This window comes from Luteibacter sp. (assembly GCF_036500425.1).
Classification (GTDB): domain Bacteria; phylum Pseudomonadota; class Gammaproteobacteria; order Xanthomonadales; family Rhodanobacteraceae; genus Luteibacter.
Window position 1 is genome coordinate 21,421 of sequence record NZ_DASYCB010000077.1, and the last position, 19,159, is coordinate 40,579.

Below are 19,159 nucleotides of genomic sequence, written 5' to 3' on the forward strand. Positions count from 1 at the left end.
TATGACTTACGGGGCGGTCCAGCCATGGACCCGTCACACCGCCAGCCGTGGCGGTGGTGGAACGAGCGTCAGGGGAGGGTGACCTCCGGGAGGTGGCTCGGATTGAAGTCCTTGAACGCGACATCGCCCAGGTCTTTCGCCGAGAGGTCCACCTGCTTGTCTTTGCCGGAGTCAGGATCGGAGACCCTGCGCACTACATGGCTGGCAAGCCAGTCCCTCTTCGCGGCCGACCAGGTGAAGGTGAATTCGTCGGACCAGCGCTCGCGGCTGCCACCGCCGGTGACGATGGTGAACTGGCCCTTGGCGACCTTGGTGTAGCCGTACGGATCGCCCGTGACGCCACCGCAGGTCGCGCAGGGCACGATGCGGGCGTTGGAGGCCGCCTTCTGCAGATGGCCCGAGGGGTCGGGCACCACCAGCAACACGTCACGCGCAGGGCCTTCGCCCAGCTTCGCGTCGGCGCTGCCTGGCGGGTCAATGATGAGCACCGCGCCTTGGCGGCCATCGCCCATGAGGTCGCCCCTGGTGGATTCGAGGACTTTGGCGCCGCCCGTCGCAAATGACTTCAGGTCATCCATCTTGGTTCCTTTGTCCTGCGGGGCGGACGGTGCAGCAGCGGGTTTGGCGTAAGGGTTGGCGATCTGTGCGTAAGCCCATCCGGGCGCCCCGAGCAGGGCGAGGGCCACCAGGCAGTTGCGTGTTCTTGGCTTCATGGTGGCTTGGGGCTCCGTGGGCTGGGGTGAGCGTAGGTGAAGCGATGTATCGGGGCTGTGCGCGGGGTCGGACTTCGTGCGTGTAACGGGCCGCTCCGGTCAGGGAGCGGCCCCGGTGCTTACAGCGATGGCTGGGACGCTTTCTGCTGCGCCGCCTGTGCCTGCTGCTGTTCGTTGGCCTGCAGGCCCTGCTGGTGCGACTGCTGCAGGTGTTGGTCGACCTGCTGCGTGCTCTGCGCCATGGGGGTCTTCAGGCCTTGCAACACATCGACGCTCGCGATCTGCTTGAACGGCGAGTTCGGGTCGCCCTGGACGGCGAACAGGCGCGATGCGTTGTCGTCGAGCAGCACGTTGTCGATCCGCTTCATGCCGGTGCACACGGCCGAGGCGGTGACAGCACCCGCGAGCTGGTGGCTGTCCGGTCCCGAAGCGCGGCCGTGCGCTGCGTCGATCTTCTGTACGCCGGCCAGCGCGTCGCGGAACATCGGGTGGGCGGCATGCGACGGGTCGGCAAGGCCTGCGGCCTTGTGCGCGGCATCGGCCTGGTGCTTCTGCGATTCGGTCTTCACCGCGTCGTGGATGGCATTCAGGGTGTTCTTGCCAACGATGCCGTCTTCCTTGAGGTGGTGATCGCGCTGGAATGCCTTCACCGCGTCCTCGGTGTGCTGGCCGAACTTGCCGTCGGCAACGTTGCTGCCGAGCTGCCTGGCATAACCGAGGGCGATGAGGCCGTCCTGCATCTCATGCACGCGATCGCCGTGCGAACCGTTCTTCAGCGAAGCCGTACCTGGCTGCGCCGCGGCGGCGTGGCCGGCCTGCGGTGCGTGGCCGGTCGCCAGCTCGATGCCGTGGCGCATCGTACGGCCGGCATAGATCTCACGCATGTTCTCGGCGTACTTCGGGTCCGTGGCATAGCCTGCCTTCTGCAGGGCGTCGGCTTCCTTTTCCAGGTTGCCCAGCGTGCCCTTATCGAACAGGCCGGCCTTGGTGTAACGCTCGTTTTCCTTCAGGAATTTGGCGCGGTCGGTGAGCGCTTCCTCGTAGGAACCGTACACACGGAATGCCTGGTCCTTCCAGACCTTCTTGCCGTGCTCGATTTCCCAGACGTTGAACGTCTTGGTGGGGCCGTGCCAGCTGGGGTCGGCCTTGATGTTGAACAGGTTGTTCGTACCGGGGAGGACTTTCTCGCCCCAACCGGTTTCGCCAGCTGCCTGCGCGAGCGTGAGCTCCGCCGAAAGGCCGGTTTCCTTGCTTACCTTGACTGCCGCCGGGTACAGGTCGGCAATGAATTGCTCTTTACTACCCATGATGTAACTCCTGGTGGATCGGTGGGTTTATTTGGCCAGCGGGATCTTTACCGTGACCTTGAAGTCGTGTGACGCGTCCGGTGCGTCAGTAAGGACATACTTGCCCGCGACTTCGATGGATTCCGGACCGGTGACCCGGAAATTCTTGGCATCGAGATCGGACGACATGCTGACCGAACCCTTCACATCGGCCAGGTCGACGTATTCCATCGCCCGCACCTTGCCGGTAGCCGCATCCAGCTGCGCCACGTTAAGCAATGTCTGGCTCAACGAAGGCGAAGTGTTGGTATCCCCCTGCACCAGTACGTAAAGCGACTTGCCCGACTGCACGCAATGCGTGGCACGCGCCTGCTCGGTGAACTCCGGGAGCTTCAGCGTGGTGGTCCAGAGCGGAGCCTTGCCGTCGGTGACGTAAACGAGGCCCTTGGCATGCATGCCATCCGCATCGGTCACCACGCCCACCTTGCACTGGCGGCCGGCGTCGACGGTGCTGGTGGCGTAGTCGCGGTGGTGGGCGGGGAGGGTGGCTGCGTGCGCGGCGCCAGCTGTGACGAGGGCTGCGAAGGCGAGGGCGGCGAGTTTGGTGGGGGTGCGGGTCATTTGAGGCTCGTTGTGGTGATACTAAGAAGCTCTATCGAGTTGTATGCGACGAGTGATCGTTTACCTGACCAGCTCGGGATAACTGCATTGATTGTAGATTTCCTTACAAGTGCCATCGCATCGCTTAAGTGAGCGCATACTCGCGTCTTCCGCCGTTGCAGCCGTGGCAGTACTGAGTAGATGCGTAGTCTGATCTTGCGATATGGATGCGTATTGATTCCGAAAACTAATGACGATTTTTCAGGTGGCGGCACGAGGCTGACCGCTGGCGAATCGTTCGCGTATTGATCCGGTCGTTCGCCAACATCTACTTCATTCTCTGCGGGACGCTACATTCGCCATACACCACATGACATTTGCTCGCGTCACCACACTTGCCAATTGCCAACGCACCCGCTCGATCGACTGACTCAGCACTCATTGTCGTGACCACCCCGCCGCCATCTGGTTGAGCGACGGCGACACATTGATTTTTGTAGCTCAAGACTAACTTGCACTCTGATCCGCCATTCTGATGGCAAATATCTATGGCCGCGTTTACTGCATCGCTTTTGCTCCGCATCTGCCCCTTCGCCCCCGCGCGGCCATCTTTAAACGAAACTGCGACGGCGCCCCATCTATCCGCCCAGATGGGAGGCGGTTCAACTGGTTGTTGCGCACCTTGGTCGGCGCCTCGCTGGTAGTAAGGGGAGTTCGGTTGATTGGGCGGAATGCATCCGGAATTTCCTGCTGAAGGAATTCCCGGGGCGCACTGTGCGAATGCTGCACTTCCCCAAATTAACGCTGCGACTGCAACGGCCTTTTTTATCATGCTGTAAGTATCATCAAGCGCAGGAGGCCGATCACTGCACCTGCTCGGCGTAGCTGCAGGCGCCATAGATCACGCGACAGGTGTTGTCAGAACACTTTCGAATCGCTAGCTCCTTCGCTTCATCAATTGATGCGGCACTAGCGAGGCCTGCGAGTCCACCCGTGTCCTTTTGCGCGACAGCAGCGCATTGGTTGTGATAGGTGATGACAACCTCGCAGTGAGAGCCGTCGTGCTCTTTGCATACTGCCAATGCACCACGAGACGCTTCCCGCTCACTTGCCTTCCCAATAGTCGCGCCGGCTTTAGAGTCTACGTCGTCAAGCGAAATGGCGCCCCACCGGTCGGCCCACCTCGCAGGCACCTCCACGGGCGTTGCTGCCTCGACGTCGGTTTGCCCTTGATAATAAGGGGAACTTTGTTGATTAGGCGGAATGCATCCGGGATTCCCGGCCGAAGGAATTCCAGGTGCGCACTGTGCTGAAGCTACGCCAGCATGTAACGACAGCAGAGCCAGAAAGGTTCGGTGCAGAGCATTCATTGTCTCTATCAATCCTTCTTCTTGATCGCATTAGGGTTGCTTTGATTGCCAGCATCTCCACCAAAGTCACCATATGTGCGTACCGCGTTGTTCCCGTAATCGGTAATCTGAGGAGGTATTGCCGTCTTAGTTGATTCGCACGGGGGCGCTGCATTCCGATATGAATACCTTGCAGGACTTCGCGTCACCGCAACGACGGATTGACCGACTCTCGGCCTCGCCAACCGTTGCCGCTGTAGCTGTACTCAAGTCTCCGCCCGAGAGCGGTTGCGCAACTGCTGCGCACTGATTGACAAATGTCATGAAGACCTCGCATTTGGCACCGCCATTCTTCTGGCAGTCCCGGACGGCGGCGCGCTCGGCTGATTCCTTGGACTCCATCTGCGCTGCCGATCCGCGGCCACCTTGGCTAAAGTCGAGCGAGATCGCGCCCCATCCCTGTGCCCATTGTGGTGCCGGCGCCTCCGGTACTCCGTCGGCTCCTGATGGCGAGCCTTGATAGTAGGGGGAGTTCTGTTGATTTGGCGGAATACATCCAGGATTGCCAGCCGACGGGATGCCAGGCGCGCATTGCGAAAAAGCCGATTGTGCTAATGCGCAAAGAAGAATGGCACTTAGGATGCGTTTCACTATTGAGGCCCTGGCTGAGGTTTAAACTTGTTTTCTTCGATTGACGGAGTCGTGGTCGTCGTGGTCCTTCCGGCGTTGAAGTTCATCCCTCTGTTCGTCTCGTGTTGACCACTGTCACCTTGAGTGAGGTTGCCACCGTTTGGCGCCGGAACACGCCCCTGCGCCATAGCCTGCTGACGCGCCGCATACCCACCGCCACCACCGATCGTGCCGAACGACGAGTACGAAGCAAAGTTACCCAACGTACCCTGGAAGAACGCAGCGGCCATCGGGGGCGCCATCACGATCAGGGTGGAGAGCAATAAGCCAAGGCCGCCTTGCTGCAGCGCCATGCTGCTGATGCCGTCGGAGCTGCCCATATCGCCAATGGTGGCCGCGGCGTACTTGGCCGCGAAGGCGGCTGTCACGGCGGTCATCATTTTCATTGCAATGGTGACCATGACGGAGAGGACGGCAAGTGAGAAGACAGTGCCTATGCCATATAGCAGCCATTTGCTGAACAACTGCTTGGTGCTGTTGAACAGTAAACACATGATGAAAATCGGCCCGAATCCGACGAAGAGGGCGAGGGCGATTTTGTTGAGCAGGAGCATGGCGCCGGCAATGACGCTAGGGCCGGCAATGCCCACGCCGGTAAACCAGCGGTCGCGATCCTTCGCGGCTTCGGCGCCCGTGCTGCCGCCGGTGTCCAGCGCATCGATGAGGGCGAGTGATGCCTCCATCGTGGCCAGATTCTTGTCGATCGAATCGAAGGGGCTACTACTGCCATCCGTCACATAGGACGAGATGGCGGTGGTCATGCCGTCGGTGACTGTCCAGTACACCGACGACGACGAGTACGCCGCCGTCGTTGCGACCATCAGGATCAGCGCCGCCTTCAGTGAATCGCCAACCAGCGCCATCATGGGCTGCTGGGATTGGCCGGTCACGATGCGGTAGCCCTGGAACATGATCCAGACCGTGAGCACCACGACGCCAGCAAAACCCACGACCGCTGCGGATCCGGTGAGCAGCTTCCACTGCACCACGTCGATCTCGTTGCGCAGGAAGTCATTGATGACTTTGAAGAAGACGAAGTTGGACAGTGCACCTAGCGGATCAGATCCGGCCAGCAGCGCGATCGACGATTTGCCCAGAAGCTGGGTCATCAAACCGGCCATGATGTGAGCATCCTGTTGAGATGGAACATTACGAATACATCCTGCATCGATAATTCACGGGGGACGATCAGAAACCTTCGGTGACCTTGAGTGTTTGCATGCCGCTGGGTTTCGTCGTCTGCATCGTCTTGAGCGTTTCAGCCAACACCGCGCCGCCGATCACGTCCTGAAGCATGTTGCCGACGTCAATGGCACCTACGACGGGCAGGTCGATGCTGCCGTACTTGCCGGGCTTGCCGCCCTTCTGCGCCACGCTGGCGGCCTGGGTCTGCTGCGCACGCAGGTAACGCAGGTTGGCCTCGTACGCAAAGTTGACCGATTCCATCTGCTGGCGATCCAGCTGGATCAACGCGTAGAGCGCAGTCAGCTTGTTGGTGTTGTCTTCCAACTTGCCGTAATCCGTGGTGTTCAGGGCTTTGCGTTCATCAAGAATGGTTCGCAGCATGTCGTCACGCGTCTTGCTTGTCTCGTACATCGTGACCATGAACTTGTACTGGGCATTCTGGATATCGACGATCTTCTGGCAGTTGGCCTGCTGTGCTTCGGCGACGGTCTTGCACGACGTGCCATCATCCAGCTTGATTGCGTCGCTGTCGGACTTGGGAAAGGGCTGCGAGGGGTCGGAGACGCGTTCGCCCACCCACTTGTTGTCCTTGGTCTGCTTGGTGATATCCAGCTTGCTCTTGATATCGCCAAGGTTTGAATTAATGGTGCTGCCGCCCTTGGGGCTGCCGAGCACTTTGTTCGCATCCTTGTCCACCACCTGCCACTGGGCATGTGCGGAATTCGCGCCAAGTCCGGCGATACCGGCCAGCGCGATGAGGGTGAGAACACGGAAGCGAAGGTTTGATGTAGGCATGGGAATCTCCATCCAAAAAGTGAGCTCAGAGCGCCGCCGAGCGGGGCGGGCGCGTTGTCCGGGACGGGGACGGTGACGTCGGGCGTTTGCCGCTGCCCTTGCGGTTTTCATAGAAGGTTTCCAGCCACTGTTCGGGGCGCAGGTGGTCCGGGTGGATGCCCTCGGCCTCACCACGTACCTGAAGCACCTCGTGCATGATTTCGATGTTGTCAGTAGAGGCCGAGATCACCGCCAGCGCGTCGTCCAGGCCGCGCAGGTTGAGCTGGCACACCGCCGAGGCGTGGCCCTGCTTCACCAGGAAGCAGCGCGAGCGCTCATCGAGGCTAACGACCACCTGGTATTCGGCATCCGTGAGTTTCAGGCCACCCACATAATCCTCGCGGCTGGCGTTCGGGTTCGGCAGCAGGATCATGGTCGCGGTCTGCTCGATCAGCGCGGCCGAGATGTCGCTGGCCAGCGCGTCTTCCGGCGACTGTGTGGCAAAGATACCCATGCCGTTCTGCTTACGGATGGTCTTCTGCTTGTTCTTGGCGAATTCCTTGAGGCCGCCCTTGCCGTCCAGGATTTTCCAGAACTCGTCCATCACGTAGATCAGGCGGCGGCCGTCGATCAGCGCCTCAAGGCGATGCAAGAGATAGTTGATGACCGGGGCGCGGACTTCGGGGTTATCGATGATGTCGGTGTAGTCGAAGCCGATGATGTTGGCTCTGGACAGGTCGACCGTATCGTGCGGGTTATCGAACACCCAGCCCAGCGAGTTGCCGGCGGTCCACTTGCGCATGCGCACAAAGAGGCCGTCATCGCCGAGGTTCGGCAGGCTCTTCTGGAAGTTGGTCATGTTGCGCAGGTGCATCGGTGTGTCGAGCATGTTCTCCACCGCGCGGAAGATGTCTTCCTCCTCGCGTGAGCTGTAGACGCTCTTGCCAGCCAGTACCTTGATCAGGTCCGCCAGGAACTGCACGTTCTCTTCATTGCGCTCGCAGTGGAACGGGTTGAAGCCGGTGGGCTTGCCATTCTCCAGCGCGAGATAGTTACCGCCGCAGGCACGAACGAAGATCTCGGCACCGCGGTCCTTGTCGAAGAAGAAGATGGTCGGCGCCGGATCCAGCTTCTGGACCTGGCTGAGCAGGAAGTTGATCAGCGCGGTCTTACCGGTACCGGACTTGCCGATGACCATGGTGTTGGCGATCGCCTTCTCACCCAGTGAGTTCTCGGCGGGGTGGGTGGCATGGAAGTTGAAGTAGTACGGCTGGCCGTTGGTCGTCTGCAGCGTGGTGACGCAGTTGCCCCAGGGGTTGTTTTCTTTCTTGCCCGTGGCGAAGTTGTGCAGGGGCGAGAGGCCGAGGAAGTTCAGCGAGCTGAGGTTGGCCAGCCGCGTGCGATACCGCCAGTTGCCGGGGAACTGGGCGTAGAAGGCAGCCGTCACGGCGAGGTCTTCTTTCACCGTGACGAAACCGGCGTTGGAGAGCTCGGCGCGGGTGGCGGCGATCTGCTGCGACAGCGCGTCCTGGCTGGCTGCGTAGATGGCGATGGTGAAGTGGTACTCGCCCAGCACGAAATTGCCGGACGCGAGCTGGTCCATCGCGTGGTCCATCTCGATGATCTGGCTGACCGCCTTGTCGCCGGAGGACACCATCATGCCCTTGGTGCGTTCCAGCGCCTTCAAGGCGTCCTGGCGGCCCATGGGGCTGAAGGAATGGGTGATGACGTACTCGAAATCGAGGTACTTCAGGCCATTGAGGATGCCGGGGTAGGTCCCGTCGACATACTCCTTGAGATTCAGGATGGCGCCAAAGTGGTTAACGCCGTTCGGGGCGGTCAGCACGTAATCGCCGGTCTTCGCCGAGAAGCGCTGGCGGCTGACCGGCAGGTAGTCGTACACCGGTGCGCTGAGCGCCGGCACGGGCTCGTCGATACGGTTGAGCAGGTACCCGTAGAGCTCAAGGATCTCGGAGAACACGACGCCGTTCGGTGTCTCGTAGAGACCCAGGCGATACGGCGCGTAGTCCTTGAGCACGGCTTCGACGTTGCCGGCGAGCTCGAGGATCGTGGTGATGGCCTGTGCCTGCTCGGCTTCGAGGCGGCTGACGTCGGCGGATTTCTCCGCGAAACGCTTACCGCTCACGACCGGGCGGTAAATCATCGTCACGTACAGCTCGTTCTGCATCAGCTTCTGGGTCGATAGCGCGTCGAAGTACGCATCGTTGAGCTGCTGGTTGAAGGCGTAGCCGAACTTCGAGTCATCCTTCATGCGGCGGCGCCGACGGATGTCGTGCACCCAGAAGGCGACGTTGGTGAAATCGGGGGCGCGCAGGGTCTGCAGCAGCCGGTTGAACGTGTTGTGCTTGTGCTCCAGCTCCCATTCCTCGCGGCCTACGAAGGGCAGGCCGCCCAGGCGCCACACGAGCAGGTAATCGCCTCCCGTCGTCTTCACCACGGTGGGCGAGACGTGCGTGGAGAACGGGATGTGGGTGGAAATGGGCGCGTCAGGTGTGAACATGGTGGTCGAAGCCGGTTGTCTTGAAAGGCCCTGGCACGAATGCCAGGGCGTCTGTCCTGCTTACTTCTGGTGTGTCTTGGTATCGCGGTAGTTGTTCGGGGTGAACACCCACATGCCGTCGTGGTCGGGAACATTCCGCACGCGGGTCTTGAACTGCAGGCGCAAGCCCAGCAGCCGGAAGATCAGCTCATCGCGACGGGCCATCTGGCGCATCACGAAGACCACGGCGGGAATCATCAGCAGGAACCACATGTTGAAGTACATAGCCATCAACAGGCCGGAACCTGCGCCGACGAAGAACGGCACATACGGCACGCCCATGAACATGGGCGGCCGCGTGGAACCCCGGAACAACGGGTTCTTATGCATGGAAGTGCAGCAGGTGCATCGCGGTGTTCACGGCATCCATCATGAAACCGCTCGCCTGGCACTGGGTGCCAGCGCTGGCACCGCCGCTGCCTTCCTTGCCCACCACGACCATCTTGGCGATCTGGGCGGCCGCACCGATCAGCACACCACCGAGCAGCGGCGGCGTCACGTCGGAAATGCGCTTGTGGGCAAAGGCGATCTGGTAGCCCGAGAAGATCACCGCCACCGTCACCACCACGATCGACGCGGCGTTGAGGATGGTGTTGAGGCCGCCGAAGAAGCCGCAGACCTTGTCCTGGGTCTGGTCCACCTGGGCAAGGGCGATCTCGGGCATGAACGCCAGGGCGATAAAGAGAAACGCCATGGTCGTCGTCAGCAGCGGGTTCTTGGTGTTGGCAATGGCTTTGCTAAGGGAGGGCAGGGACATCGTGGATTCCTTCTTTCAACGTTTTCAGACAGGGTGAGGCCGGTTCCCGGCCGTGGTTAGAACGGCTGCATTTCTGCAGCCGGTGTTGCCGCGGCCTGCCCGGATCCTTCCGTGCAGGGCCTGCAATGCTTAAAAGACAAAGGCGTCATCCTGCGGCGCCTGCCGGAGATCGGCGTGATCAACACCCGGTTGCGTCGGGGCCTGCTGCGTACCGGGCGCCGGGTCGTTCGGACCTTGCACCTGCGGTTCGAATACGCCACTGCCGCCTGCGGGCACATCGCCCCGCGGGGAGGCGGCGGATACGCCGATCTGCGACATGACGGCGGCCGTGGACGGATCGGTGCGGATCCGACCGGCCTGCGGTACCGGCATGTTCTGTGGAAGCTGCATGCCTACCTGGGCCATCGCCGCAGCCGTCGCCGGATCGGTTGGGATCGGGCCGGGTTGCGGTTGGGGCGAGGCCACGAGGGCAGGGTTGGTGATGGCGCGCGCACCCGGCACATACGCGCCTTGCGGCAGCGCCATGGGCTGCCCCGCGACCACCTGTTGTTGCGCCTGTGCTTGCGCTTGCGCCTGGGCTTGCTGGGCCTGGAGCAGCTGTTGCTGCAGGAGTTGGATCTGCTGAGCCTGGGTCATCGGTACCTGCGCCTGCGCCAATTGCACCTGCTGGATCGGCTGGGTACGTGTCGGCGGGGCATCAGATGCGACGGCCGGTGAAATCAGTGCGGAGGCGGCCGCGTCGAGCACGCTGCGCATGGCAACGCGGTAGCCTGGGCTATCGGTGGTCACGCCAGTGACATCCTTGCCCACGCTGACCACCTTCACCGGGACTTTCGCAACCTGCAACGGGATGGCCTGCGCCCCGGCGAGCGAACTCTTGGCGATCGATGCGTAGATCTTCTGGACGTAACCGTCGCGATAGCCGGTGGTGAAGTTGCCCGAGTAGTAGCAGCTGAAGGCCTTGCCCCAGTCGCGGTTCGCACTGGCATAGCATTGCGCGAGAATCTGCGAGCCCGCCGAGAGGTTGGGGCAGACCTCGAACGCCTTCTCGTAACTATCGATGCCGTACTTGCCGAGGTTGTTGCGGTTGATTTGCGCGACGCCCAGCGAGTAGTTGTAGCCCTTCTGCTCCAGCATGCGCACCGTGGCCACGGCTTCGCCGAGGTTCTGCGGCTGGCGCACGAGCTGGCCGCCGACCACGCCGATGGCGTAGCGGTTCTGGCTCGACTCCACGTTGACGACGTGCTGCATCACCTCTGCCGGTACGGCAAGGTGTTGGCAACCCATCATTTCCAGTCCTGGTAGCACCTTTACAACTCCTGTCTTATGACCTGATGTTCTTGAGTGTTACCCCCCGTCCGCGCCCAACGCGCGAGCCGGGTTGAAATCGATGCCGGTGATGTAGCGCCGGCCCGCATGCGCCTTGATGTGCACCACGATGTCGATGGTGAGCATCAGGAGCCGTTTGATCGTGCTGAACTCGAGCCCTGCACCTTCCGTGGAAGCCTTCACCATCAGCGCGAGCTGGTCCCAGGTCTGTTCCACGCTGCCCGCGTGGCAGCTGGTGATCGAACCCGGGTGGCCTGAAGCGCAGTTACGGATGAAGTAAAACGATTCGTCGCCGCGAAGCTCGGCGAGGATGATCCTGTCCGGCTTCATGCGCAGGCAGGCTTCCATGCAGCTCTTCGCGGTGACATTGCTCTGGCTTTGTCCGCCCTTGGAATAGAGCAGGTGGACGACGTTGGGCTGGTCGATGAACAGCTCGCGAGCATCCTCGATGGTGACCAGTCGCTCGTCCTGCGGGATGTGGTTCACCAGCGATTTCATGAACGTGGTCTTGCCGCTGCCGGTGGCGCCGGCGACGACGATGTTCTTCTTGCTGAGCACCGCGTGGCGGAAGAAATCCGCGTAGCGGCGTTCGGCGCGCAGTTCGAGCAGTTCCTGGTCGGCCTGGCTGATCGCGTTAGCGCCTTCCAGGATCTCGTTGAAGAAGCCGTCTTCGTGGTATTGCGCGAGGGTACGTGTCTGCTTCGACGGCAAACGGATCGTGATCGACACCCGCCCGGCCTCGCAGGCCGGGGGGATGACGAACTGCGCACGCTGCCCGGTCGGGAAGGTCAGCGACACCACGGGATCGACATCCGTGATGCGCTGGCCGGTGTTGCTTTCATTCACCACGGCCGTGCAGAACTGGCGTGCCCGCTCGAAGGTGAGCGAGGGCACATCCACGCGCTGCCAGCCGCCACGCCGTTCCAGATACAGCTCGCCCGGGCGGTTGATGCAGATTTCCGTGACGTCCGGCTCGGCAAGGAAATCCTTTACGCCCAGCACTTCGTACTGGTATTCGAGGAAGTCGTTGCCGACGGCGGCGAGTGCGCTTTCCATGCTTGTCTCAGTACCTTGCCACGACGCCGGCGAAATCCACATCGCGCGCCACGTAAATGGCGAGGATGGTGCCCTGGTTGATCGTGACCGTGGCCGGACGTTGCGCCGCGCGCTGCACAGCCTGGTTCGCGATCTGCTGGATCGTATCGGCCGTGTTGCTCTCGAACGGTGTCTGCGTCACCACACCATTGCTGACCGTCGTCTGACGCGGGCCGTGCTCCGCGGCTTCGTACTTGAACGCATCGCTGAGCAGGCTGATCAGCAGTGCGGCGCCGATGCGGCTACCCCAGTGGGCGTTGTAATAGCCCGGGTGACCGGCGCCACCCAGTGCATCCACGCCAGGGCTGGCCATATTCACGTCGATACCCGTAGGCGTGACGATACGGTCCCAGATCACGGCCACGCGCGGGCCGCTCGGTTCCATCTCGTACTTACCCATCACCTTCGAGCCCTTCGGCAGGAGCAGGCGCTTGCCGGTGAAGGAGTACACCGGTTCGGTCACCACGCACGAGGTGAAGCCCGGCATGTCGGTAATGATGCGGGTCTCGAGCACACAACGGATGAAGGTGCCACGCAGCATCAGCGTATCGGGGTGCTGCAGCGGCTCGGCGCTGGAGACCTCGGGCAGCTGCGCACCGCCGTAGGCGATATTGCCCATGGCGCTCATGCGCGGTGCCGCGGGTGCCGGTGCTGGCTGGCCGAACATGCCACCAAACGGTCCACCGGCACCCGGCTGTGCCGGAGCGGTACCTACAGCCGTGGTGCCTTCATTGGCCGACGCGATGCGGCGCTCAAGCAGCGTCGGACCACGGGCTGCTTCGGGCATTTCCGCAGGTCGCAACTGTTCCGGCGTCGGCAGCGGCGGGGGCGGCTGCAGCGCGATCGCTTGCTGTTGCGGCAGCGGGGCAGCTTGTTCCGGCGGCAGCGGCGGGGCGGTCGGGGTCGGCACGTTGACCGTCTCTTCGCGCGGCTTCGGTGGCGGGGCACTATTGCCGCCCGCATTGAGCAGCCAGAAGCCTACGGCCAGCAGGAGTACCACGATGCCGCCGAGGAAACCGAGCGCCCGGCGATTCATGCGTCGCAGGTCGTTCGATGCCAGTGATGGCGCGGCAGCGTCCAGGTCCGGCTGCGGCGCATGGCGCTGCTGGCTGGAATACGGGTTGCCGGCCAGCGGATCGTGCTGGCTGCCGTGGTTTTCGTTCGGCGGATTGCTGCCGATGGACTCGTCGTCCGGATGGTGTGGCGTGTTCGGGCTCACTTCTTGGTGTTCCTTCGCAGACCCACGACGTTGCTGTCGTGACGAATAACCAGGTAGGGGTACGTGCCGTGGACAACGATGGTGTTGCCCTCGACGGTCGTGTTCACCACCGAGTCCTCTCCATGTTCTTTCTCGCGCATGTACACCGTCGGGAAGTTGCCCGTCGGGAACTGCTTGAGGTCGGGCATCGTGATGTACGTGAAACGGCCATCGTCATAGACGGTGGTCGGCACGAGCCACGGTGCGGTCTTTCGGGTCTTCGAGAAGTCGTAATCGAAGTTGTAGTCGCGCCCCTTCACCAGCGTCGTATCGAGCGCAGGTGTGTCCTTCACCTTCTTCGTCTCGGCCATAAAGCTGGTATCGGACGGGTAGGAGAAGGTGATCTTGTACTGCACGCCGGCGCGACGGGCCTGGTCCAGGGTCTTCCAATCCGTGGCGACGACTTTGAGCTCGAAGATGTAGGAGTGCGTCGCGGTACGAATCATCATGTTCGTATCGACGTCTACATTCTTCGGCTTCACGTAGAAGACGTTCTCGCGGCGGTTCAGATCCCAGCCCGTGCTAAAGCCGGTGCTGTAATCCAGGATCTTCTCGTTGGGGCTGAGTTCGATCTGCGTGGTGATGCCGAGGCCGGTACGCACCTGGTAGATGCGATCAGGCTGGTATTCGTACACCTGCATCGGCGCCATAGGCGCACTGGCCGGCGTCACCGGAACAACCGGCGCGGGCGGATGGATATCGGCGCCTGCGCCCAGGGCCGTGCCCGTCAGTGCGACGGACAGGGCGAGGACCAGGCTGAGATTGACGGATCGGTTCATCAACGGCGCCCTCCGTTGGCGGCGCTTTGCGGGATGGCACGGGCCGCGGGAGCGGCGTTGGATGGCACCGCTTGCGGTGCGGCCGCGGCCGGAGCCAGGGGCGCGCCGTTCTCGGCGGGAAGGGGAGAAGGCGGGATGCCGATGGCCTGTTGCGGCGCCGCCGCGTTGGGCGCGACACCTGCCGGGGTAGTGCCGGGGGCGAGCGGAATGGCACCCGGCATGTCGGAAGGATCGACGCCCGGTGCGGCGGGAGCCGCCGGTGCCTGCGGCTGCGTCGCTGCCTGGGCAGGCGCTGTCGTGGGTACTTCGACCGGAGCCGCAGAACCGTAGTCGTTATCCACGCGGTAGCTGGTGACCTGGAAACCGAGTGGGTTCTCGATACGGTTCTGATCATCCATGCGCAGGTTTGGCTTGTAGACAAACTCCATCGTGGCGATCTTGCTATCAAGCGGCGTGCTTGCACCCGAGGACTTGTCATACACCGTGCGCTGGAAGCGAACCGTCGCGCCCTTCGGCGCGGTGCCGTTGGTGCCGCCGACAAGCACGATGCTGAGGATCTTCACGCGGACGGCCTTGGTGCGGCCATACAGGTTGAACGGGCGCTCCGGGTTCTGCGTGGAGTGCAGCGCCATATAAGGCGTCGCCACCTGTGGCGCGGCCATCGTGAGTACCGTCGGCCAGTCGCGCATGTTCGTCAGCGCCAGGTCGTACGACTCGCGGGCGATGAGGAAGTGCGCAATGTTGCTGCGATTGACCGCCTCGCTCGAGGTGATCTGGCGGTTGACCACGTCATCGGTAAGACGCGATAGCTGGCTGGTGCCGGAGTAAGGATCGGCGAGCACGATGTAGGGCTCTTTCTCCTTCAGTGGCAGCATCACCAGATATCCCGCGCCAAGCATCAGCGACAGGCCAGCCGAGCAGAACGCGACGATCCACGCACGCTTTTCATTGCGGCGCGCGATATCGGCGATGGTGAGTTCGAAGTTGACGCCCTGTGCAACGGCCTGGTCGATCTTCGGTGAGTTCTTTTTCTTAAGCATGTGCCGTCTGCCTCGTCACTCGCTTACTTCGCGTCCGCGTTAGCGGCCACGGGGTTGGTGGGTGCCGGTGCGGACGGCGTCTCGGGCGCGCTCGCCTGTGGCGCTGCAGGCGCGGGCGCTGCGACGGGCGGGGCGATCACGTTGATCTCGTCGACGACGAGGTCGGGCCCGCTCACCACCACGGCAACACCCTGGGCGGCGTAGATGCTGCTCAGCTGCGATGCGGCGTCACGAAGTTCGGACGTGTGGATGGCGGAAGCCGACGTCGTCAGCGTGAAGTCCGAGCGCAGTTTGTACTGCAGCTTCATGCCGTTGTCGGTGGTCCACCGCGTCAGCATCGTCTTCAGCGTGCCATCCATGGGCGCCGCGTAATACGTGTACGGCACCGCCAGTGGAATCTCAGTGGTCTTCTTGTCGAAGTGGTTGACCGGCTTCCAGGAGCCGCCAAAGTCACGGGCGGCGGGTGTTCCGCAACCCGTAAGGGCTAACGAAAACACCACTATGATGCCAATCAGGGCAATGTTGGTCTGGCCTATTTTCACGTTTCGCTCATAACTTTTTGAAAAGCAATAACAATGATTCGGAAGGCGGACACGGTGATCCGCCCGCGTCAGGCGCGAGGCCCGGCAGGTTCAGTTATGCGTAATCGGCAAAGAACTGCCCGCCGCGTGCACGAAAACGTGCATTCGCTGGCCGGCGTGACTCCGGTCTGGGTGGCGAAACGTACAGCCTTACCCCTGGTTGTCCGTACATGCGGGGGAGAACGGCTCCCCGCGCTTCGTGCAAGCTATCCATTCAAACTTCCTGTTCCGGGCGAGACTGCCGCCCTGCCAATCGATGTTGCGAAGTGGCCCCTGCATACGCCGCGCGCGTTGATGTCGTCGACATCAACTCGTCGCCCCTAGGCTTGCAGGTGTTCCCCCTTCATCGTGCGGATCTGCGATCCGCGTCAAAAAAATAGCTCATGAACGTGCAAATGGCGAGCACATTCGATACGCAATAAAGTGACGCAATTCACGGAAAAAACACTGCGAACATGGTTGCAGACGCAACCATGCGGCTGCGTACGTTTATTAAACCACAAAATTGACGACGAAAAGTTGACAGGCGTATTTGCTGCCGATGAAACGTGTGGGTTGGTCAATGTTTGACCAGCGCATGTTCGGCGCGAGTCGGTGCGATGCACTTCGCTTGATCGCGTGGCATGTCGCTGGGCAACTCTCGACGTAACGACACGTCGCCTGGGTACGTGTGCATACGAACCACCGGGTTGATGGCGATAAACCGGCGGGCAGGCAGCATGTGTGGTGCCATCCATGGGTGCTTCTCCTTGGGTAAAGGTGTGGCAGATCGCGCATCGATCCCGTCCTCCGGCCAAGGACGCCAGATTGTCGAGCACAACGTGCGAAATGTAACTGTGAAGGGCTCGGCAGAGTTGCGCAACCCGGCGGCGCCCGCGCTGTTGTGTAGGAAAGCCCTTACGCCGCATCGACAGAGTCGTCAGGGCAGGGTAGAACCGTCGTCTTGTTTGCTGTCTGGAACCCCGATGGACTCCCACGCTTCATTCAACGACGCCGCGCTGAATGCGCTGGCACAGCAGGTGGCCGCCGCCGCGCTGGACAAGCGCGTCATGGTCGCAACCGCCGAGTCGTGCACCGGTGGCTGGATCTCTAAGGCGCTCACCGACCTCGCCGGCAGTTCGGCCTGGTTCGAGGCCGGCGTCGTCACCTATAGCTATAGCGCCAAGGAAGCCCTGCTCGGGGTGAACCCGCGGACGCTGGAGCGCACCGGCGCGGTCAGTGAGGAGACCGTCCTCGAGATGGTTTCCGGTGCGCTGGCGCGGTATGGCGCGGGCGTGGCCGTGGCGGTTACCGGCATCGCCGGCCCCTCGGGCGGGACGCCGGAGAAGCCGGTCGGCACCGTGTGGATCGGCTGGAAGCGGCGCGGGGGCTACGCCCACGCCAAAGTCTTCCATTTCGGAGGGGATCGCGAGGCGGTTCGCCGACAGACGGTAGCCGCCGCTTTAGCTGGAATGGTCACCGAGCTGAACGGGTAAGCCTGCCCAGCTGTGGCAAAATCACGTGTTGACGGATCGCAGGCCCTGAGACCCCGCTCCGGCAAGATACCTCCCTATACACAAGCACACCGGAAACTACGATGGACGACAATAAGCGCAAGGCGCTGGCGAGTGCCCTCGGCCAGATTGAAAAGCAGTTCGGCAAGGGTGCCGTCATGCGTCTTGGCGACCGCGTGGACGACCAGATCGACACCGTTTCCACCGGCTCCCTGGGCCTGGATATCGCCCTGGGCATCGGCGGCCTGCCGCGCGGCCGCGTGGTGGAGATCTACGGTCCCGAGTCGTCCGGCAAGACCACATTGACCCTGCAGGCCATCGCGTCCTGCCAGCGTGCCGGCGGCACCGCCGCCTTCGTCGATGCCGAGCACGCGCTCGACCCGACCTATGCCGAGAAGCTCGGCGTGAACGTGGCCGATCTGCTGGTCAGCCAGCCGGATACCGGTGAACAGGCGCTCGAAATCGCCGACATGCTCGTGCGTTCCGGCGCGGTCGACATGGTGGTGGTGGATTCGGTCGCGGCGCTCACGCCGAAGGCTGAAATCGAAGGCGAAATGGGTGATTCCCACGTCGGCCTGCATGCCCGCCTCATGAGCCAGGCGCTGCGTAAGCTCACCGCCAACATCAAGAAGTCGAACTGCTTGGTCATCTTCATCAACCAGATCCGCATGAAGATCGGCGTGATGTTCGGCAGCCCGGAAACCACCACGGGCGGTAACGCGCTGAAGTTCTACGCGTCGGTCCGCCTCGACATCCGTCGCATCGGCGCGGTGAAGAAGGGCGATGAAGTCATCGGTTCGGAGACCCGCGTCAAGGTCGTCAAGAACAAGGTGGCGCCGCCGTTCCGCCAGGCCGAGTTCGAGATCCTCTACGGCGAGGGCACTTCGCGCGAAGGCGAGATCATCGAGCTGGGCGTGCGCGAGAACCTGATCGACAAGTCGGGCGCCTGGTACAGCTACAAGGGCGATCGCATCGGCCAGGGCAAGGAAAACGTCCGCCAGTTCCTGCGCGACAACCCGGCCATCGCCAACGAAGTGGACGCCGAGCTTCGCGCCCGTCTGCTGGTCAAGCCGGGTTCGGGCTCCTCCGCAGCGAAGACCGAGCAGGATGAGGTCGAAGAAGAGGCCTGAGTCCGGGGCGGGTACGGACGGCACCGGGAAAGCGGCCCGTCCGATCCGCACCGCGTACGACAAGGCGTTGGGCCTGCTGGCCCGGCGCGAACACTCCCGCCGCGAACTCCAGCAGAAGCTGGGGCGCGGCGGTTTTTCGCGTGATGAATCGTCCACCGCCGTGGAGCGCCTGGGCGACCAGGGCTACCAGGATGACGACCGTTTTGCCGCGTCGCTGTTCCGTAACCGGGTGGGGCAGGGCTATGGCCCAGCCCGCATCCGCGCCGAGCTACGCAGCCAGGGCATTCCGGACGCCACGGTCCGGTCCCTGATCGAATCCGCCGACGTCGATTGGGACGATCTGGCCGCGAATCAGCTCCGTCGGCGCTATGGCTCGCCCTCCGCCGACCCGGCCGAGCGGCAGAAGCGGGCGCAATTCCTCTTGCGTCGAGGCTTCGCCGCCGCCACAGTACGTGTTCTTACCCACGCCGATGCGGAAGATCCCGACGACGACTGAAGGCAGCGAGCCTTGATTCCGTGACTGGGTGTCTTTCGCGATCC

Annotated in this window: 19 protein-coding genes and 1 pseudogene; 3 read left to right on the plus strand and 17 right to left on the minus strand. The window is 62.3% G+C overall.

What is annotated here, in order from left to right; translation table 11 throughout:
- Positions 1-68: 68 nt before the first annotated feature.
- The 17 genes and pseudogenes from VGN46_RS18685 to VGN46_RS18750 all read right to left on the minus strand — a co-directional run bounded on the left by VGN46_RS18685 (position 69) and on the right by VGN46_RS18750 (position 15,957).
- A complete protein-coding gene (locus VGN46_RS18685) occupies positions 69-713 on the minus strand; it encodes a hypothetical protein (RefSeq protein WP_331646031.1) in 645 nt (214 codons plus the stop codon).
- A gap of 119 nt (positions 714-832) precedes the next feature.
- Positions 833-2,020: an XVIPCD domain-containing protein gene (locus VGN46_RS18690; RefSeq protein ID WP_331646033.1), complete on the minus strand. Its 1,188-nt coding sequence runs from the start codon at positions 2,018-2,020 to the stop codon at positions 833-835.
- 27 nt (positions 2,021-2,047) lie between these two features.
- Positions 2,048-2,620, minus strand: a complete 573-nt coding sequence (locus VGN46_RS18695; protein ID WP_331646035.1) for a hypothetical protein — start codon at positions 2,618-2,620, stop codon at positions 2,048-2,050.
- A 307-nt stretch (positions 2,621-2,927) separates the two neighbouring features.
- Entirely contained in the window at positions 2,928-3,497 is a 570-nt protein-coding gene (locus tag VGN46_RS20395) for a DUF4189 domain-containing protein (protein WP_414675272.1), read from the minus strand.
- Positions 3,463-3,969: a DUF4189 domain-containing protein gene (locus VGN46_RS20400; protein ID WP_414675273.1), complete on the minus strand. Its 507-nt coding sequence runs from the start codon at positions 3,967-3,969 to the stop codon at positions 3,463-3,465. Before VGN46_RS20400 ends, VGN46_RS20395 begins: the two co-directional genes overlap by 35 nt.
- Positions 3,970-4,095: 126 nt before the next feature.
- Entirely contained in the window at positions 4,096-4,599 is a 504-nt protein-coding gene (locus tag VGN46_RS20405) for a DUF4189 domain-containing protein (RefSeq protein WP_414675274.1), read from the minus strand.
- The gene (locus VGN46_RS18700; RefSeq protein WP_331646037.1) at positions 4,599-5,759 is read right to left on the minus strand and encodes a type IV secretion system protein; all 1,161 of its coding nucleotides are present in this window, start codon (positions 5,757-5,759) and stop codon (positions 4,599-4,601) included. Before VGN46_RS18700 ends, VGN46_RS20405 begins: the two co-directional genes overlap by 1 nt.
- Before the next feature lie 67 nt (positions 5,760-5,826).
- A complete protein-coding gene (locus VGN46_RS18705; RefSeq protein ID WP_331646039.1) occupies positions 5,827-6,618 on the minus strand; it encodes a hypothetical protein in 792 nt (263 codons plus the stop codon).
- Positions 6,619-6,643: 25 nt separating this feature from the next.
- Positions 6,644-9,118 (minus strand): VirB4 family type IV secretion/conjugal transfer ATPase, encoded by a 2,475-nt coding sequence (locus VGN46_RS18710; protein ID WP_331646041.1) that lies wholly within the window; start codon positions 9,116-9,118, stop codon positions 6,644-6,646.
- A gap of 60 nt (positions 9,119-9,178) precedes the next feature.
- Positions 9,179-9,487, minus strand: a complete 309-nt coding sequence (locus VGN46_RS18715; RefSeq protein WP_331646043.1) for a VirB3 family type IV secretion system protein — start codon at positions 9,485-9,487, stop codon at positions 9,179-9,181.
- Complete coding sequence (locus tag VGN46_RS18720; protein WP_414675275.1) at positions 9,480-9,914, minus strand: TrbC/VirB2 family protein; 435 nt, start codon at positions 9,912-9,914, stop codon at positions 9,480-9,482. Before VGN46_RS18720 ends, VGN46_RS18715 begins: the two co-directional genes overlap by 8 nt.
- An 807-nt stretch (positions 9,915-10,721) precedes the next feature.
- Positions 10,722-11,210, minus strand: a pseudogene (locus VGN46_RS18725) (lytic transglycosylase domain-containing protein); the annotation flags it as partial.
- A 51-nt stretch (positions 11,211-11,261) separates the two neighbouring features.
- Positions 11,262-12,299, minus strand: coding sequence for a P-type DNA transfer ATPase VirB11 (gene virB11 / locus VGN46_RS18730; RefSeq protein ID WP_331646045.1), 1,038 nt, complete (start codon positions 12,297-12,299; stop codon positions 11,262-11,264).
- A gap of 7 nt (positions 12,300-12,306) precedes the next feature.
- Positions 12,307-13,557 carry a TrbI/VirB10 family protein gene (locus tag VGN46_RS18735; RefSeq protein ID WP_331646047.1) on the minus strand — a complete coding sequence of 417 codons (1,251 nt, stop codon included), beginning with the start codon at positions 13,555-13,557 and terminating at the stop codon, positions 12,307-12,309.
- Positions 13,554-14,375, minus strand: coding sequence for a TrbG/VirB9 family P-type conjugative transfer protein (locus VGN46_RS18740; protein WP_331646050.1), 822 nt, complete (start codon positions 14,373-14,375; stop codon positions 13,554-13,556). The genes VGN46_RS18735 and VGN46_RS18740 overlap by 4 nt, the downstream gene beginning before the upstream one ends.
- Complete coding sequence (locus VGN46_RS18745; protein WP_331646052.1) at positions 14,375-15,415, minus strand: type IV secretion system protein; 1,041 nt, start codon at positions 15,413-15,415, stop codon at positions 14,375-14,377. Before VGN46_RS18745 ends, VGN46_RS18740 begins: the two co-directional genes overlap by 1 nt.
- Positions 15,416-15,438: 23 nt before the next feature.
- A complete protein-coding gene (locus VGN46_RS18750) occupies positions 15,439-15,957 on the minus strand; it encodes a hypothetical protein (RefSeq protein ID WP_331646054.1) in 519 nt (172 codons plus the stop codon).
- Between the two features lie 1,004 nt (positions 15,958-16,961).
- On the opposite strand from VGN46_RS18750, the gene VGN46_RS18755 reads away from it, so the two are divergent.
- The 3 genes from VGN46_RS18755 (at position 16,962) to VGN46_RS18765 (ending at position 19,115) form a co-directional block, all read left to right on the plus strand.
- On the plus strand, positions 16,962-17,471 hold the full coding sequence (locus VGN46_RS18755; RefSeq protein ID WP_331646056.1) for a CinA family protein: 510 nt from the start codon (positions 16,962-16,964) through the stop codon (positions 17,469-17,471).
- 101 nt (positions 17,472-17,572) lie between these two features.
- Positions 17,573-18,619: a recombinase RecA gene (recA, locus tag VGN46_RS18760; protein WP_331646057.1), complete on the plus strand. Its 1,047-nt coding sequence runs from the start codon at positions 17,573-17,575 to the stop codon at positions 18,617-18,619.
- Positions 18,597-19,115 (plus strand): regulatory protein RecX, encoded by a 519-nt coding sequence (locus VGN46_RS18765; RefSeq protein ID WP_331646059.1) that lies wholly within the window; start codon positions 18,597-18,599, stop codon positions 19,113-19,115. Before recA ends, VGN46_RS18765 begins: the two co-directional genes overlap by 23 nt.
- Positions 19,116-19,159: the final 44 nt, after the last annotated feature.

Bases quoted from the DNA above. Each gene is read 5' to 3' on its own strand.
- VGN46_RS18690 (WP_331646033.1), bottom strand. From the start codon at position 2,020: ATGGGTAGTAAAGAGCAATTCATTGCCGACCTGTACCCGGCGGCAGTC.
- VGN46_RS18765 (WP_331646059.1), top strand. From the start codon at position 18,597: ATGAGGTCGAAGAAGAGGCCTGAGTCCGGGGCGGGTACGGACGGCACC.
- VGN46_RS18700 (WP_331646037.1), bottom strand. From the start codon at position 5,759: ATGGCCGGTTTGATGACCCAGCTTCTGGGCAAATCGTCGATCGCGCTG.
- VGN46_RS18755 (WP_331646056.1), top strand. From the start codon at position 16,962: ATGGACTCCCACGCTTCATTCAACGACGCCGCGCTGAATGCGCTGGCA.
- VGN46_RS18740 (WP_331646050.1), bottom strand. From the start codon at position 14,375: ATGAACCGATCCGTCAATCTCAGCCTGGTCCTCGCCCTGTCCGTCGCA.
- VGN46_RS20395 (WP_414675272.1), bottom strand. From the start codon at position 3,497: ATGGCGCCTGCAGCTACGCCGAGCAGGTGCAGTGATCGGCCTCCTGCG.
- VGN46_RS20400 (WP_414675273.1), bottom strand. From the start codon at position 3,969: ATGAATGCTCTGCACCGAACCTTTCTGGCTCTGCTGTCGTTACATGCT.
- VGN46_RS18715 (WP_331646043.1), bottom strand. From the start codon at position 9,487: ATGCATAAGAACCCGTTGTTCCGGGGTTCCACGCGGCCGCCCATGTTC.
- VGN46_RS18685 (WP_331646031.1), bottom strand. From the start codon at position 713: ATGAAGCCAAGAACACGCAACTGCCTGGTGGCCCTCGCCCTGCTCGGG.
- virB11 (WP_331646045.1), bottom strand. From the start codon at position 12,299: ATGGAAAGCGCACTCGCCGCCGTCGGCAACGACTTCCTCGAATACCAG.
- VGN46_RS18710 (WP_331646041.1), bottom strand. From the start codon at position 9,118: ATGTTCACACCTGACGCGCCCATTTCCACCCACATCCCGTTCTCCACG.
- VGN46_RS18720 (WP_414675275.1), bottom strand. From the start codon at position 9,914: ATGTCCCTGCCCTCCCTTAGCAAAGCCATTGCCAACACCAAGAACCCG.
- VGN46_RS18745 (WP_331646052.1), bottom strand. From the start codon at position 15,415: ATGCTTAAGAAAAAGAACTCACCGAAGATCGACCAGGCCGTTGCACAG.
- VGN46_RS18695 (WP_331646035.1), bottom strand. From the start codon at position 2,620: ATGACCCGCACCCCCACCAAACTCGCCGCCCTCGCCTTCGCAGCCCTC.
- recA (WP_331646057.1), top strand. From the start codon at position 17,573: ATGGACGACAATAAGCGCAAGGCGCTGGCGAGTGCCCTCGGCCAGATT.
- VGN46_RS18705 (WP_331646039.1), bottom strand. From the start codon at position 6,618: ATGCCTACATCAAACCTTCGCTTCCGTGTTCTCACCCTCATCGCGCTG.